Genomic DNA, 14,248 nt, shown 5'->3' with positions numbered 1-14,248 from the left:
TGGCAATATGCATCACGGCGCCTGACAGGACGCCGGCACGGCTTGTCAGCAAGCTGTCAGGAAAGCACGGGCGGCGATTGCCCGCGCAAAGAAGCGTCTTGAGGAATCTCAAAAGGGCTACCGAAAATCGGCCATGAAAAAAGCCGCCTTGCGGGCGGCTGATTTCGGCGTCTTTAGTTCAGGCAATCACTTCGGTGCCAGAACCATCATCATCTGGCGGCCTTCGAGCTTCGGCTCGGCTTCGACCTTGGCAATCAAGACAGTGTCTTCCTTGACCTGAAGCAGAAGCTTCATGCCGAGTTCCTGGTGGGCCATTTCACGACCGCGGAACTTCAGGGTCACCTTGACCTTGTCGCCTTCTTCAAAGAATCGGTTCATCGCCTTCATCTTCACCTCATAGTCATGGGTGTCGATGTTGGGGCGCATCTTGATTTCCTTGACCTCAACGATCTTCTGCTTTTTGCGCGCTTCAGCTGCCTTCTTCTGGTTGGCATATTTCAGCTTGCCGAGATCGAGGATCTTGCAGACCGGAGGCTCCGCATTCGGGGAAATCTCGACCAGATCCAGTCCGGCCTCTTCCGCCATTCGAAGCGCTTGATCCGTCGCCACGACGCCGAGGTTCTGCCCCTCGTCATCAATCAACTGGACTTTCGGAACGCGAATTTCTCGATTGGAGCGCGGCCCATCCTTTACGGGGGCATCGGTTTTGAACGGTCTGCGGATGGTCGTATTCTCCTTGAATTATTTCCGTGCACTGCAAAGTCTAGACAAAGTCTGGCGACGCGATGCGCGCCGAAGGCCTATGTGGCGAATACAGCGGCAGTGTCAATACCATGGTCCAGACAGAAAATCACCTGTTGTCCGTCACTTCCTGAATGTGTTTTACAGCAAATCAGCAAAAAAGGAGCCGCTGAATGTCCGAAATCTCCAACTCTCTCGTCGAAAAAGCCATCTCGGTGGGTCCGCTCGGCGATGAACGCGAGATCGCGACCATCACTCGACCGGCCACGGGCGCTGTCGAAAAAGCCGCACTGGTCTGGCTCGGTGGCTATCGCTCCGACATGTCCGGCACCAAGGCGGTCGAGATGGACCTGCTCGCCGCCGAACACGGACTGCAGGCGATCCGCTTCGACTATTCCGGCCATGGCGTGTCCGGTGGCGAATTTCGCCTCGGCACGATCTCGCGCTGGACGGAGGAAGCGCTGGCGGTGATTTCGGCGTCTGGCGCCAGGCGCGTCATTCTGGTCGGCTCATCGATGGGCGGCTGGATCGCGCTCAGGGTCATCCAGGAAGCCCGCCGTCTCGGCCTTGCCTTCGACATCTGCGGCCTGGTGCTGATCGCGCCGGCCCCGGATTTCACCGTCGATCTGATCGAGCCGCATTTGTCGGAAGCGGAAAAGCAGTCACTGGCCGAACGCGGCTATTTCGAGGAACCGTCCGAATACAGTCCGGAGCCGAACATCTTCACCCGCGCCCTGATCGAGGACGGACGGCTAAACCGCGTCCTGACCGGAATGATCGAGACCGGCTGCCCGGTGCATATCCTGCAGGGCATGAAGGATCCCGACGTTCCCTACAAGCACGCGATGAAACTGATGGAATTCCTGCCGGCGGACGATGTCGTCCTGACCCTCGTTCGCGATGGCGACCACCGCCTGTCGCGGCCGGAGGATATTTCGCGGATGAAGGCGGCAATTGTCGCGATGATCTGAGGTCTCTCGGGAACCTTTCGTTCCGGCCCTGGTTAGATGTGTCGCATTTTAACCATACTCGCGGAATTGCGTCGGGTTGCTCCCCGGCGCGATTGACTCATACCCCCTGACAATCTTAACTTTTCGTTAACGATACAGGGGACAGTTTCATGATGAACGGTTCGCGCGCCATCAAGGCGCTGCTCATCGCGGTGGCGGTTATGGCACCGGCTGATTTCGGCTATGGCGCGCCGAAGCCCCTCAACTCGATGATCACCGGCAGCGTCACGTCGCAGCCGATCGGTCACTACGAATTCTGCAAGGCCAATCCTGCCGAATGCGCCGTGCGCAGCCGTCCCGGCTCCGTGCCCAAGGTCACCGATCATGGCTGGAGCGTGATCAGCGAGATCAACGCAACGGTCAATCATTCGATCACACCGATGACCGACCTTGAAATCTACGGCCGCGACGAAGTCTGGGTCTATCCGACCGATGTCGGCGATTGCGAGGATTTCGTTCTGTTGAAGCGCGCCAAGCTGATGTCTGCCGGGTTTTCGGCAGCCGATCTGCTGATCACCGTCGTGCGCAAGCCCGACGGCGAGGGCCATGCCGTTCTGACCGTGCGCACCCAGTCGGGCGATTTCATCCTCGACAACCTCAATGACGGGGTGAAGCTGTGGAACGAAACGCGCTACACCTATCTGAAGCGCCAGGCGAGCTATGATACCGGCCGCTGGGTGACGATCGAAAACGGCAATGCCGACGTTCTGGTCGGCGCCCTGCGCTAGGCCGATTGCGGCTGCGGCCTTGTGTCAAGCCTGACCAGCGCCAGCATGGCAATGGTCGAGGCCGTTGCGACAAGCACCAGACAGGCGAGCGCCGCGGCCGGCCCCAGTTTTTCATTGAGCACTATGATCGAGAATGGCGCTGCGGCCGACAGCACCATGCGGATGCCGGAAAGCGCGCCCGTGCGGCGGCCATACCCATCTGGGCCGAAATAATGCAGCGGCAGCATGCCGCGGACGATCGAGGTCAGGCCCTGACCGATGCCGTAGACCACGGCAAAGGCGAAAATGGCGATCGGCCAGGGCTGGACCAGGGTCAGGCACAGCAGGGCCATGGCCAGCGTGATCGCGACCGCGGCGATGACGGCCGTCAGCGGCGGTGAAAACAGGCTGCGACGGAGATATTCGATCAGCCGCGCGCCGACCTGCGACGGGCCGATGAAACTTGCGGCAAAGGTGGCCGTGGCGGCGGCAAAGCCGAGATCACCGAGCAGGACCAGCAAGGCTGCGCCGATCGCCGACATGACAAAACCACCGCCGGCAAAGCTGATCGCCATCAAGACCATCTGCCGCCTGTCGCTTGCGACAGGTATTGCCGGCTGCGACCGCATCTCTTGACCCTCGGCCTTATTAGCCTCGTCGCCACGTTCCGGCAGCGCCTTGGCCCCGCCTTCATCAGCCCGCGCGGGCACATCCCGCGGCATCGCGAGATGGATAGGCAAGGCGATCAGCAGGTTCATCGCGGCCAGCACGAGATAGACATCGCGCCAGCTCATCAGCGTGAGGAGCCATTGCAACAGCGGCCAGAAGATCGTCGAGGCAAAACCGGCGATCAGCGTCACAAGGGTGATTTCAGCGCGGGCGTTTCGACCATGCCGCTGGGCAAGGGCTGCAAATCCGGCATCATATTGCACGGCGATCGCGACGAATTCCGCTGCCAGCGCAATAGCGGCAAACTGCCAGGCGTTCTGCATCAGGGCGAGCAGCACCAGCGACAGCGCGGCCAGCAGCGAACCGAGGCTCATGACCAGCCGGGCACCGAAGCGATCGATCTGCCGGCCGACGATCGGCGCCGAGACGGCACCGGCCAGCAGACCCAGCGAAAAAATGGCAAAGACAAAACTTTCGTCCCAGCCGAATTCGCCGGCAATCTCCGGAGCCAGAACGGAAAAGGAATAGTAGAGCGTGCCGTAACCGATGGTCATGGAGACGCCCAGACCGATGGTCGCGGGAGACAGTTTCATGCGGATCCAGTTAAGTCCGTTGCATGGCAGCCAGATGACAACCCGCCTGCCCCAACGTCAACCCGGACCTTATCCATGCCCGATCAGCACACCGGCGGCCAGCACCAGTGAACCACCTAGCACGACCTGCATGGCAGCCCGCCAGAACGGCGTCTCCATGTAGCGGTTCTGGATGAAGGCAATCGCCCAGAGCTCGAAGAACACCACCACCGCCGCCGTGACCGTCGCTGTCCAGAAATGCGGAATGAGATAGGGCAACGCATGACCAAGCCCGCCAAGCGCCGTCATGATGCCGGAGGCAAGGCCGCGCTTGATCGGCGAGCCGCGTCCGGAGAGCTTGCCGTCGTCATGGGCCGCTTCCGTAAAGCCCATCGATATGCCGGCACCGACCGAGGCGGAGAGACCGACCAGGAATGTCTGCCAGGTGTCGCCGGTGGCAAAGGCTGCGGCAAAGATCGGCGCCAAGGTCGAAACCGAGCCGTCCATCAGTCCGGCGAGGCCCGGCTGGACATAGGTCAGGATGAACTGGCGGCGGACGGTATCGTCCTCTTCGACCCTTGCATCGCCGGAGACATGCTTTTCTTCCAGCATCGCGGCAATTTGCTCATGGCCTTCCTCTGCCAGCGCCAGATCGCCGAGCAGCTTGCGGATCCCGGCATCCGACGTACGCTCCAGCGCTGTGCGATAGAAGCGGGCAGCACCCTCCTCCATGCGCTCGACCTCGGCGCGGATCTGATCCAGCGTCTGGCTGTTGCGCAGCCAATCGGGCTTGCGATCGTAGAAACCGCGGACATGCTCGCGGCGGATCAGCGGAATGCGCTCGCCGAAACGCTCGCGGTGCATCGCGATCAGCATGTTGCGATGACTGTGCTCCACTTCCGCCATGTCCTCGAAGACCTTGGCCGATTGCGGGAAATCACCGCGCAACTGGTCCGCATAGGCCAGATAGATACGCGCATCGTCTTCTTCTGACGAAATCGCCAGGCCGAGGATCTCCTGCTCGCTCAGGCTGTCGAAGGGCCGTTTGGCCGATGCAAAGGCAGACAATTTCATCGCGTCATCCATTTTTAGAACTATTCTAAATAATTAGTGCAGAGGCCCTGCGAGGTCAAGTCGCAGGGTAACCGGTTTGACCAAAGGACCAAGATCGGTGAAACAGGGGCAGCAAGACGCCGGGCAGACGGCGCCGACGGTGCGCCGCACGGACCATGGACCATGGTCCAGCGCAGGCGCCGACAAGGAGTTCAGGGCATGACGGAATTGACCGGCCGCGCCGCAAACCGGGCCGACATCGTTGCACGGGCAGAAGCCGCGATGACGCGCATGGGCGTCGACCAGGCTTTCATCGACCGGCTGGTCGACACGTTCTACGACCGCATCCGGCAGCACCCCAATCTCGGCCCTGTGTTCGAGACACGCCTGTCGGGGCGCTGGCCGGAGCACATGGTCAAGATGAAGTCCTTCTGGTCCTCGATCGCCTTCAAGACCGGCGCTTATGGCGGCAAGCCTGTGCAGGCGCATCACGGCGTCGACGGCATGGCGGAAGAGCTTTTCGGCCAGTGGCTGCACCTGTTTGCCCTGACACTGCGCGATATCGGTGCTTCGCCGGCAGCCGGCGACTGGTTCATCAACAGCGCGGAACGCATCGCGAAAAGCCTGGTGCTGTCGCTGTTCTACAATCCGGCACTGGACGATCCGAACCGCCAGCCGTCATCCCCATCTCCGCCCCCATCTCCGTCCACGTCCAAATCCAACTGATTGCGCAAAACGGGGAAGATACGCAAGAAGCGCGATAATCCGGTTACCTTTTGGACAAGATTACGAGTTTTTCGACTTGCACGCCCCGTCCTGCGCGATTAGACCGCAGCCGGGAGCTGGGGGACATGGAAACATTCAAGGCAAGAGATCAATGAACCGCCGTCAATTCATCACGCAGGCCGGCGTTGCCGGCATGGGCGCCGCCGCGCTCGCCACTCCGGCCCTTACCACTCCGGCCATTGCCCAGGAAAATCCGAAGATCACCTGGCGCATGACCTCGTCCTTCCCCAAGAGCCTCGACATCATCTTCGGTGCGGCCACCGACATCGCCGAAAGCGTGTCGAAGGCCACCGAAGGCAATTTCCAGATTCAGGTGTTCGCGGCCGGCGAGATCGTCCCGCCGCTGCAGGCTGCCGACGCGGTCACCGCCGGTACGGTCGAGATGGCCCACACCTGCTGCTACTACTACATCGGCAAGGATCCGACATTCGCGCTCGGCACCGCCGTACCGTTCGGCCTCAATGCACGCATGACCAATGCCTGGTTTACGGCGGGCGGCGGCAATCAGCTGCTCAATGATTTTCTCGCGGGCCACAAGCTCTATGCCCTGCCGGCCGGCAATACCGGCGCCCAGATGGGTGGCTGGTATCGCAAGGAAATCAAGACCATCGACGACCTCAAGGGTTTGAAGATGCGTATTGCCGGTCTCGCTGGCGAGATCATGAGCAAGGTTGGCGTCACGCCGCAGCAGATCGCCGGCTCGGATGTCTATCCGGCGCTGGAAAAGGGCACGATCGACGCCACCGAATTCGTCGGCCCCTATGACGACCTGAAGCTCGGCTTCTACAAGGTCGCGCCGTATTACTACTATCCGGCCTGGTGGGAAGGCGGCCCGACCGTGCACGCCTTCTTCAATCTCGACAAGTTCAAGGAGCTGCCGGAAAGCTACCAGAGCATCCTCACCGATGCCTGCGCTGCCGCCAATGCCCGCATGCTCGCCCGCTACGACGCATCGAATGCCAAGGCGCTGCGCGAACTGGTCGCCAATGGCACCCAATTGCGCGCCTTCTCGTCGGAAATTCTCGATGTCTGCCACAAGGCAGCCAAGGAGACCTATGCCGAAATCAGCGCCAAGAACGAAAACTTCAAGAAGCTGTTCGACAGCCAGCAGGCGTTCAAGCAGGACGCCTATCTCTGGGCGCAGATCGCCGAATACAGCTTTGACACCTATCAGATGATCCAGCAGCGCCAGGGCAATCTGTAGGTCTTGATTACTGCATTGACGTAAGCGACGGCCCGCCCAAAGCGGGCCGTCTGCATTTACGGGACGCCGTGGAAGAAGTCCGCGATCCGGCCGGCAACCGCGTCATGCACGCCACGCCGATCGACGCCCGCTGCGTCGCGGAACAGGTCCGGCGACAGTTGCGTTCCGATCTTCGATCCTTCCGGTAGAAATGTGTAGTGACCTATTCCCCCCGTGATGATCTCGAGCGCGCTGCCTTCGATGTGGCTGGCAAGCCAGTCGCAGCACTCGGACGGCGGCGCCACGTCATCGGCATCGCCGCCGATGACAAAGACCGGGCGGGACATCGCTTCAAGGCTTTCGACGGCATAGCCCAGCACAGAGCGCCCCGGCGCAATGGCGATGGCGCTTCGAAACCGCGGATCGGAAAAGTCGGAGCGTCGGCGCTCCCAGGATGTGCGGAAAACCGGATTGGCCTGCAGGCTGGGCAGTTGATCGGCGAGATCGGGAAACTCCCGCGGGCCACGAACCGGGCTCTTGACCGGATTGTCCGGCTCGAACTGCGAATAGGCGACACGGGCGCCGACCAGTTGCAGCGCCGTATAGGCGCCGGCGGAAAAGCCCGCGACATGGGCGCGGTCATCGATCGTCCCGCCCAGCGACCGGCGCCATGATGGATCATCCAGCAGCGCGACAAGATCGGCGGCGCGTTCCCAGAGACAGAGGAAACCTTCGGCCCGGTAGCGCTCGCTGCCGGTATGACCATGATGATCGACGGCAAGGGCGACATAGCCCCGCTCTGCCAGCCGATACGCCAGCCAGGCCATGGCCGACGCACTCGCACCGCTGCCATGCGACAGCAGTACCAGCGGATGCGGTATGTCGGACGAGGCGACCGGCGCATCGCGCGCGACCGGTTCCTGCCTGAACCACGACGCTTGCCTCGGAACTTCGGCATTTGCGCCATTTGCTGCCGGATACCAGGCCGTCCAGGCCAGCGGCCTGATGCCGGACGCATCCCAGTTCTGCCGGGTCGCGTCGAAGCTCAGGCCTTCCCTATAGCCAACCGTCATGCCTCACCTTCGTGGACGAAGACATTCCATCGGCCGAGACTGCCGCGATCCTTTGCGATCATCCTGTCGTCAGCCCTCCAGGCCCTTCAGTACATTGGCGACATTGAGCCCGATTTCCGGCACGCCGTAGCCGCCTTCCATCAGGGTCAGCACCGGAATGCCGGTCTTGGCGATCATCTCGCCCATGCGGATATAGTCCGGCGTCTTCAGCTTGAAGAAGCTGATCGGGTCCTGCTCGAATGTATCGACACCCAGAGAGACGACAATGACTTCGGCGCCATAGGCCTTGATGCGCTCAAGCGCGTTGGCCAGTGCTGCCGACCAGACGTCGAACGGTGTGCCCGAAGGCAGCGGATAGTTGGCATTCAGCCCCTCGCCCGCCCCTTCGCCGGTCTCGTCCGCATAACCGAGAAAATAGGGGAAGGCATCGGCCGGCTCGCCATGCAGCGAGGCAAAGAAGATATCGTCGCGGCGGTAGGTGATGTCCTGCGTGCCATTGCCATGGTGAAAATCGACATCGAGGATGGCGACCTTGCGGGCACCGAGATCGAGCAGCCGCTGGGCAGCGACAGCGGCGTTGTTGATGAAACAATAACCGCCGAACAGGTCGATACCGGCATGATGGCCGGGCGGGCGGCAAAGCGAAAAGGCAAACCGGTTGCCGGCGTTCAGCCAGTCGGCACCTGACAGCGCAACATCCATCGAGGCGATCGCCGCCTCATAGGTGCCGCCGGAGATCGCGGTCTCGGCTGAATTGGCATAGTAGCCGAGCGCACCGTCGATATGGTTTGGCACACGGGCGATCTGGCTGCGCCGGCAGGGAAACGAAGTCGCGATCGCTTCGCCCTGGAAACCGGCCGCCTGCCAGCGCTCCCAGCAGGTGGCGAGGAAATCGAGATAGCCGGCGTCATGCACTTTCAGCGCCGTCTCCAGCCCGTGTTCGGAAGGCGCCTGCACATCGGTGAAACCTGCGTCCTTGACGGCTGCCAGGATCCATTCGGCCCGGAACGGTCCCTCGAAGGGCTTGACCAGCAGGCCGCCATGCAGCTCGGTCCTTGCATCGCGAAGTCTGTGTTTTTCCGAATAAAAGACGCGCATTGCTGTTCCCCGTGTGCTGGACCATCGTCCGCTTTTGGTTTTTCTCAGCCTAGCGTCAGGCGCTTCTTGTCGGCAAGGGAGGTGCGGATATTTCCGATCATCTGACCAGAAATTATAGCAAGTCTCGGCGCGAGCCGACGATCGCTCGAATTTCACCCAAGCCGACGCTGGATCACCTCGAAGACCGGATCGTGATCAAGGACGTTCTCGATCGCGATCCGGGGCGCCTCCGGGGCCGGTCTTGCGTGAAATGTCCCCGTTCTCCAACTCGAACGAGGTTCCGATGCGTTCCATTCTTGCGATAGCTGCCCTTGCCATGATCACCCTTGCACTCGCCCCCACTCTCGCACTCGCCGACGGCACGGGCTTTGCCGGCCACCCTGTCGGCGTTCAAACGCTCGCCATTGCGGCACCCGCCCGCACCAAACCGCTTGTCGTCACCGTCTGGTATCCGGCCGCATCCGGTGGTCACCGTATGGCCGTCGGCGACAATCGCATCTTCGAGGGCACCAACGTGCTGCACCATGCCAAACCGACCAAGGGCGCGTTTCCGCTCATTTTGCTATCGCACGGTTCCGGTTCTCGCGCCCTCGGCATGGCCTGGATCGCAACGGCGCTTGCCGAGGCAGGCTTTGTCGTCGCCGGTCCCGACCATCCCGGCACGACAAGCGGCGATTCCATACCCGAAGCAACACCGAAGATCTGGGAGCGAACGGCCGACCTGTCAGCCGTGCTCGACAGCATCACCACCGACAAGGCTTGGCGCAGCGTGGTCGATCCCGCCAGGGTCGGCGTGCTCGGCTTTTCGCTTGGCGGCACGGCAGCGCTGGAAATCGCCGGCGCAAGGGCAAGTCTCGACGCTTACGTTGCCTATTGCGCCAGCTATCCCGCGATGATGGACTGCCGCTGGTTCAAAGGCGGACGCGGTTTCGTCAACGACGAAGAGATCAGGGTGCCACCGCTCGACCTGCGCAGCGTGGACCGCCGGCGTTTCGAACAGTCCAATCGCGATCCGCGTTTCAAAGCGGCCGTGCTGGTCGATCCGGGCCTTGCTACCAGCTATACGCCGGACAGCCTCGCCGCGATCGACATCCCGCTTGCCTTCGTCAATCTCGGCAGCACCGGCCATATTCCCGTCGCCGTGCTGTCCGACGCGTTGGCCACCAAAATTGCCGGCGCGACCTACAGGCAGATCGAGAAGGCCGACCATTTCAGCTTCCTGCCGCTGTGCAAACCCGGTTCCGCCGCCATGCTGAAGCAGATCGGCGAACCGGATCCGATCTGCGACGAGAGCCCCGAGCGGTCGCGCACCGATATCCATGCAGAACTCGTCGATCACATCGGGAAAGCCTTCACGCGCATGCTGAACCACCACGACTGAGCAAGGAACCCGAAACTGCATGGCGACCGCTGTGTTCGCCATGTAATCAAAGCACCGCGTTCGCCACTTGACGTCTCCGATCAATGCGCCTATTTGGAAACGATCGTTTCCTATTTGATTGGCGCAGCCTATGACCGCCCCAGATACCGCCGCCCATTCTCCCGCCCGCTCCCCTGGACGCCCGCGCGAATTCGACATGAATGACGCGCTCGACGCCGCCATCCGGATTTTCTCGGAGAATGGATATCACGGCACGTCGATCAGCGAATTGAAGTCGGCCATGGGCCTGACCGCCGGCAGCATCTACAAGGCGTTTCGCGACAAGCGCGACGTGTTCATCGCCGCCTATGATCGCTACAAGCAGGTCCGCGCCGACCTGCTCGACGAGGCGCTGGCCTCGGCCTGCAACGGCCGCGAGAAGGTGTCGCGCGTGGTGGGTTTCTACGCCATGGCCGCCTGTGGCGAGACCGGCCGGCGCGGATGTCTGGCGATCGGCGCCGCCGTCGAACTCACGCTTTCCGATCCCGAGATCGCCGAACGCGTCAGCCTGCACAATGGCCGGCTCGTCGCGCGGATCGAGGCTTTCATCCATGAGGGCCAGGCCGATGGCTCGATCCGGCCCGACCTTGCGCCGGCACCCACGGCGCTTGCACTGTTTTCCTATCTGCAGGGCATTCGCATCGCCGGCAAGACGGCCGCATTGGAAGCCCAGACGCTCGCCTCGGCCGAAGCCGTGGTCAGACTGCTCGACTGACCAACGGGCCGACGGGCCGACGGGCCGACGGGCCGATAACAAGCGCCCGCCAAATCCGTCTTGCCCCGGTCTGCCACCCTTCAGCACAATTTTTGCACCCTCCCCCGTTCGTCTTTTCCTCCCAAGGATACCTCCGATGACCCTCCAGACCGCCACTGCCAAACCGCTCGCCCCCAATGATCCATCCCGTGGCCAGCCCACTGGCCAACCCACTGGCCTCTCGGCCGGCATGACCTTCATGATGGCCGCCGCCTGTGGGCTGATTGCCGCCAATCTCTACTATGCGCAGCCGCTCGCCGGGCCGATCGCCGCCGCCATCGGCCTTCCGGTCCAAGCCACCGGACTGATCGTCACGCTGACCCAGATCGGCTACGGGATCGGGCTTTTGCTGCTGGTTCCGCTGGGAGACCTGATCGAGAACCGGCGGCTGATCGTCGGCATGATCGGCCTCGTCACGCTCGCCCTGATCGCCGCCGGGCTTTCGACCACGCCCGGGCCATTCCTGGCCGCGTCGCTGGCGATCGGGCTGGGCTCGGTCGCAGTCCAGATGATCGTGCCGTTTGCGGCCAATCTCGCGCCGGATGCGGTGCGCGGGCGCGTCGTCGGCAATGTCATGAGCGGGCTGATGCTCGGCATCATGATGGCGCGGCCGGTCGCGAGCGTGATTGCCCACCTTTTCTCGTGGCACACCGTGTTCTATCTTTCGGCCGTGGTCATGGTCGCTTTGGCCGCGCTGCTCTGGACGCGGCTGCCGCGCCGGGCACCTGCGGCAAAGCTCAGCTACCTGCAACTGATCGCCTCGATGGGCCGGCTGCTTGCCACCCAGCCGGTGCTGCAGCGCCGCGCCGCCTACCAGGCCTACCAATTCGCCGCCTTCAGCCTGTTCTGGACGGTGACGCCGCTTTATCTCGCGGGTCCTGCCTTCGGCCTGACCCAGGGCGGGATCGCGCTGTTTGCGCTCGCCGGTGTCGCGGGTGCCATCGCCTCGCCGATCGCCGGACGGCTGGCGGACCGGGGCCTCGTGCGCCCGGCCACCTCGTTCGGCCTCCTCAGCGTCGCCGCCGCCTTCCTGATCACCCATATCGCACCGGAAGGATCGAGCCTGGCGCTGGCGCTCTTGACTTTTGCCGCCATCCTGCTCGATTTCGGCGTGACCATGACGCTGGTCACCGGACAGCGGTCGATCTACGAACTCGGCGCCGACCTGCGCAGCCGCCTGAACGGGCTGTTCATGGCGATCTTCTTTACCGGCGGCGCCATCGGTTCGGCGCTCGGCGCATGGGCCTTTGCCTCCGGTGCCTGGTCGCTCGCCTCGATGATCGGCCTCGCCCTGCCGGTTCTGGCGCTGGCCGTGTTCACCACGGAGAAGCGTAAAGGATAAACGCTCTGAGGTGCTCAAACAGAAAAGGGCGACTTCCAGGTCATTGACCTTGGAAATCGCCCTTGCCCCCGGCCCCCGCCGTATTCGAACTTATTCGACCAGATTGATCTGCTGGGTTTCACCGCCGGAGCAGGTGTAGCAGCAATCGGTGCAGGTTTCGCCATTGTCCGGACCCGTGCCCCAATAGGAGGCGCGATCGCCGGAAATCCAGGCGCCGTAGCAGATCTTCTCACCCTCTTCGCAGGCCAGCGATATGCTTTTCGCCTCACCATCGTCGAGATAATAGACTTCGCCATCGCCGGGCCAGACATGATCGCGATCCTGGCTGTAGAGCTCGACCTCGACCGCATTCGGATGGTCGTTCTTCATGACGAAGGTGACATCCGCGGCCAAAGCCGGTGCCGTCACCATTGCTGCGAACGCCAGAACTGCAAGCCGCAACGAGCGACCCTTAGACAAAAGCATGTTATTGATCCCTAAACTAAATTGGTTCGGGGGACACTATCACACGGCTTGCGACTGAGAAGGGGACGGCCGCGCTCCAGGCGTGGCAATTTTTGGTACACGTTGCCCGATCTGCACTCAACCCAGCTGCTTGTAGAAGATCGTGGTGTCGCAGAGGCGGCCATCGGGAAACAGCGCATAGGCCGGCACGACGCCTGTCCTCTGCCATCCGAGCTTCTCATAGATCTTTTCCGCCGGCTCGCCGGTTGCCGTGTCGAGCACGAGCAGGGTGCGTCCGGCCTCCGCGGCACCTCGCTCTGCGGCCGCCATCAGCAGCCGCGCCAGACCCAGACCACGCGCGCTTCGGTGCACCAGCAGCTTCATCAGGTCGGCGCGGTGCGGCTGGTTCGGCTTGCTGGCAAAGCCGATCTGCACGGTGCCACGGACCCTGCCGCCTACTTCGGCCACATAGAGCAGCACCTCGCCGCGGCCGACGGCTGTCGCAACGCCCTGCCAGAACGGCACACCATCGGACGGCGCAAATGGCGACATGAAGCCGACCGATGCGCCACCGTCGATGCAATCGGCCAGCACCTCGCAGAGATCGGGCAAGACCCGCAGCGTTTCGGTTTCGTCGAGCAGACGGATGGCGGTCATGGTATTTTCCTGATGCTGGCGTTGATGGGGAACGGACGACTAGGAGCCCAGATTGACGACCACCGCATAACGGGCCGCGACCAGGCCCGGATTGCGGTAGCCGTGCACGTCGGCGACATTCATGAACAGGCAATCGCCGGCCGACAGATGATGGACCTCCTTGCCAACGGTCATGACGATCTCGCCTTCGAAGACCCAGACATGCTGGGTCTGGCTGCGGCTGGACAGCTTGCCTGGAAAGCGAACCTCGGCGCCGGCCGGAAACTCGACCTCGATGATATCGACGGCACTGCCCGTACCCGTAGAACCGGTAGCCCGGGGCGACACCGCGCGGCGCAGATAGCCGCTGTCGGGATCGCGCCAGAGCGGCTGGTCTGCCCGGCGCGCCAACGGGCTGGCCTGTCTGGCTTCGTTGTCGAAGAAGACCGACAGCGAGACACCGAGCGCCGAGCACAGCCTCGCCAGCAAGGCCGCTGTCGGGCTCGCTTCGGCGCGCTCGACACGCGAGATCATCGCGCGGCTGACACCGGACAACTCGGCCAGTGCATCAAGGGTGAGCCCGCGTTCCGCCCGCAACGATTTGAGCCGCTCGGCCACTGTCTGTTCAAACTGCTCGCTGCATGATTCCATTATAAGAGAATAATCGTACTCTTATCATGGAGTCAATCCGGCGGGTTATGGCTGGCGGGCTGTCGGCAAAAGAAATCAACGGATGGGCAAGGATTGCGGAACAAAAGCC

The 14,248-nt window shown here is 62.4% G+C and carries 15 protein-coding genes; 7 read left to right on the top strand and 8 right to left on the bottom strand.

The features are described from left to right. Positions 1-186: 186 nt before the first annotated feature. Entirely contained in the window at positions 187-723 is a 537-nt protein-coding gene (gene infC, locus GVK95_RS01125) for a translation initiation factor IF-3 (RefSeq protein WP_159947416.1), read from the bottom strand. Between the two features lie 191 nt (positions 724-914). Between infC and GVK95_RS01120 the strand changes: the two genes are divergently transcribed. Further along, complete coding sequence (locus GVK95_RS01120) at positions 915-1,712, top strand: alpha/beta hydrolase (RefSeq protein ID WP_159946029.1); 798 nt, start codon at positions 915-917, stop codon at positions 1,710-1,712. A gap of 149 nt (positions 1,713-1,861) precedes the next feature. After that, positions 1,862-2,479 (top strand): transglutaminase-like cysteine peptidase, encoded by a 618-nt coding sequence (locus tag GVK95_RS01115; protein ID WP_159946028.1) that lies wholly within the window; start codon positions 1,862-1,864, stop codon positions 2,477-2,479. Here GVK95_RS01115 and GVK95_RS01110 read toward each other — a convergent pair. Next, on the bottom strand, positions 2,476-3,720 hold the full coding sequence (locus GVK95_RS01110; RefSeq protein WP_159946027.1) for an MFS transporter: 1,245 nt from the start codon (positions 3,718-3,720) through the stop codon (positions 2,476-2,478). The genes GVK95_RS01115 and GVK95_RS01110 overlap by 4 nt on opposite strands. A 69-nt stretch (positions 3,721-3,789) precedes the next feature. After that, entirely contained in the window at positions 3,790-4,773 is a 984-nt protein-coding gene (gene mbfA, locus GVK95_RS01105; RefSeq protein ID WP_159946026.1) for an iron exporter MbfA, read from the bottom strand. Between the two features lie 198 nt (positions 4,774-4,971). Here mbfA and GVK95_RS01100 point away from each other — a divergent pair, with 198 nt between their 5' ends. Next, positions 4,972-5,478 carry a truncated hemoglobin gene (locus GVK95_RS01100; protein WP_159946025.1) on the top strand — a complete coding sequence of 169 codons (507 nt, stop codon included), beginning with the start codon at positions 4,972-4,974 and terminating at the stop codon, positions 5,476-5,478. A 151-nt stretch (positions 5,479-5,629) separates the two neighbouring features. Next, positions 5,630-6,742: a TRAP transporter substrate-binding protein gene (locus GVK95_RS01095; RefSeq protein WP_159946024.1), complete on the top strand. Its 1,113-nt coding sequence runs from the start codon at positions 5,630-5,632 to the stop codon at positions 6,740-6,742. Between the two features lie 56 nt (positions 6,743-6,798). Here the strand turns inward: GVK95_RS01095 and GVK95_RS01090 are convergent, their stop codons facing one another. Together GVK95_RS01090 and GVK95_RS01085 are read right to left on the bottom strand one after the other, a co-directional pair. Further along, positions 6,799-7,794 carry an alpha/beta hydrolase gene (locus GVK95_RS01090; protein ID WP_159946023.1) on the bottom strand — a complete coding sequence of 332 codons (996 nt, stop codon included), beginning with the start codon at positions 7,792-7,794 and terminating at the stop codon, positions 6,799-6,801. 69 nt (positions 7,795-7,863) lie between these two features. Continuing rightward, complete coding sequence (locus tag GVK95_RS01085) at positions 7,864-8,892, bottom strand: histone deacetylase family protein (protein WP_159946022.1); 1,029 nt, start codon at positions 8,890-8,892, stop codon at positions 7,864-7,866. Between the two features lie 283 nt (positions 8,893-9,175). Here GVK95_RS01085 and GVK95_RS01080 point away from each other — a divergent pair, with 283 nt between their 5' ends. From GVK95_RS01080 to GVK95_RS01070, 3 genes are all read left to right on the top strand, one after another. Next, positions 9,176-10,273 (top strand): alpha/beta fold hydrolase, encoded by a 1,098-nt coding sequence (locus GVK95_RS01080; protein ID WP_159946021.1) that lies wholly within the window; start codon positions 9,176-9,178, stop codon positions 10,271-10,273. 130 nt (positions 10,274-10,403) lie between these two features. Next, positions 10,404-11,027, top strand: coding sequence for a TetR/AcrR family transcriptional regulator (locus GVK95_RS01075; RefSeq protein WP_159946020.1), 624 nt, complete (start codon positions 10,404-10,406; stop codon positions 11,025-11,027). Positions 11,028-11,256: 229 nt separating this feature from the next. Then, the gene (locus tag GVK95_RS01070; protein WP_159947415.1) at positions 11,257-12,408 is read left to right on the top strand and encodes an MFS transporter; all 1,152 of its coding nucleotides are present in this window, start codon (positions 11,257-11,259) and stop codon (positions 12,406-12,408) included. Positions 12,409-12,498: 90 nt separating this feature from the next. On the opposite strand, the gene GVK95_RS01065 is transcribed toward GVK95_RS01070, so the two are convergent. From GVK95_RS01065 to GVK95_RS01055, 3 genes are all read right to left on the bottom strand, one after another. After that, positions 12,499-12,873 (bottom strand): hypothetical protein, encoded by a 375-nt coding sequence (locus tag GVK95_RS01065; protein WP_159946019.1) that lies wholly within the window; start codon positions 12,871-12,873, stop codon positions 12,499-12,501. Between the two features lie 117 nt (positions 12,874-12,990). Then, positions 12,991-13,509, bottom strand: coding sequence for a GNAT family N-acetyltransferase (locus tag GVK95_RS01060; RefSeq protein ID WP_159946018.1), 519 nt, complete (start codon positions 13,507-13,509; stop codon positions 12,991-12,993). A gap of 39 nt (positions 13,510-13,548) precedes the next feature. Then, positions 13,549-14,139 carry an XRE family transcriptional regulator gene (locus tag GVK95_RS01055; RefSeq protein WP_159946017.1) on the bottom strand — a complete coding sequence of 197 codons (591 nt, stop codon included), beginning with the start codon at positions 14,137-14,139 and terminating at the stop codon, positions 13,549-13,551. Between the last annotated feature and the right edge of the window lie 109 nt (positions 14,140-14,248).

Source organism: Rhizobium sp. 18065 (assembly GCF_902706095.1).
GTDB lineage: Bacteria > Pseudomonadota > Alphaproteobacteria > Rhizobiales > Rhizobiaceae > Allorhizobium.
The sequence above is the reverse complement of the archived record's forward strand: the minus strand, read 5'-3'. Positions and strand labels throughout refer to the sequence as shown.

What these genes read in the sequence shown, in the direction of transcription:
- GVK95_RS01120 (WP_159946029.1), top strand. Translation starts at nt 915, where the DNA reads ATGTCCGAAATCTCCAACTCTCTCGTCGAAAAAGCCATCTCGGTGGGT.
- GVK95_RS01115 (WP_159946028.1), top strand. Translation starts at nt 1,862, where the DNA reads ATGATGAACGGTTCGCGCGCCATCAAGGCGCTGCTCATCGCGGTGGCG.
- GVK95_RS01110 (WP_159946027.1), bottom strand. Translation starts at nt 3,720, where the DNA reads ATGAAACTGTCTCCCGCGACCATCGGTCTGGGCGTCTCCATGACCATC.
- mbfA (WP_159946026.1), bottom strand. Translation starts at nt 4,773, where the DNA reads ATGAAATTGTCTGCCTTTGCATCGGCCAAACGGCCCTTCGACAGCCTG.
- GVK95_RS01100 (WP_159946025.1), top strand. Translation starts at nt 4,972, where the DNA reads ATGACGGAATTGACCGGCCGCGCCGCAAACCGGGCCGACATCGTTGCA.
- GVK95_RS01095 (WP_159946024.1), top strand. Translation starts at nt 5,630, where the DNA reads ATGAACCGCCGTCAATTCATCACGCAGGCCGGCGTTGCCGGCATGGGC.
- GVK95_RS01090 (WP_159946023.1), bottom strand. Translation starts at nt 7,794, where the DNA reads ATGACGGTTGGCTATAGGGAAGGCCTGAGCTTCGACGCGACCCGGCAG.
- GVK95_RS01085 (WP_159946022.1), bottom strand. Translation starts at nt 8,892, where the DNA reads ATGCGCGTCTTTTATTCGGAAAAACACAGACTTCGCGATGCAAGGACC.
- GVK95_RS01080 (WP_159946021.1), top strand. Translation starts at nt 9,176, where the DNA reads ATGCGTTCCATTCTTGCGATAGCTGCCCTTGCCATGATCACCCTTGCA.
- GVK95_RS01075 (WP_159946020.1), top strand. Translation starts at nt 10,404, where the DNA reads ATGACCGCCCCAGATACCGCCGCCCATTCTCCCGCCCGCTCCCCTGGA.
- GVK95_RS01070 (WP_159947415.1), top strand. Translation starts at nt 11,257, where the DNA reads ATGACCTTCATGATGGCCGCCGCCTGTGGGCTGATTGCCGCCAATCTC.
- GVK95_RS01065 (WP_159946019.1), bottom strand. Translation starts at nt 12,873, where the DNA reads ATGCTTTTGTCTAAGGGTCGCTCGTTGCGGCTTGCAGTTCTGGCGTTC.
- GVK95_RS01060 (WP_159946018.1), bottom strand. Translation starts at nt 13,509, where the DNA reads ATGACCGCCATCCGTCTGCTCGACGAAACCGAAACGCTGCGGGTCTTG.
- GVK95_RS01055 (WP_159946017.1), bottom strand. Translation starts at nt 14,139, where the DNA reads ATGGAATCATGCAGCGAGCAGTTTGAACAGACAGTGGCCGAGCGGCTC.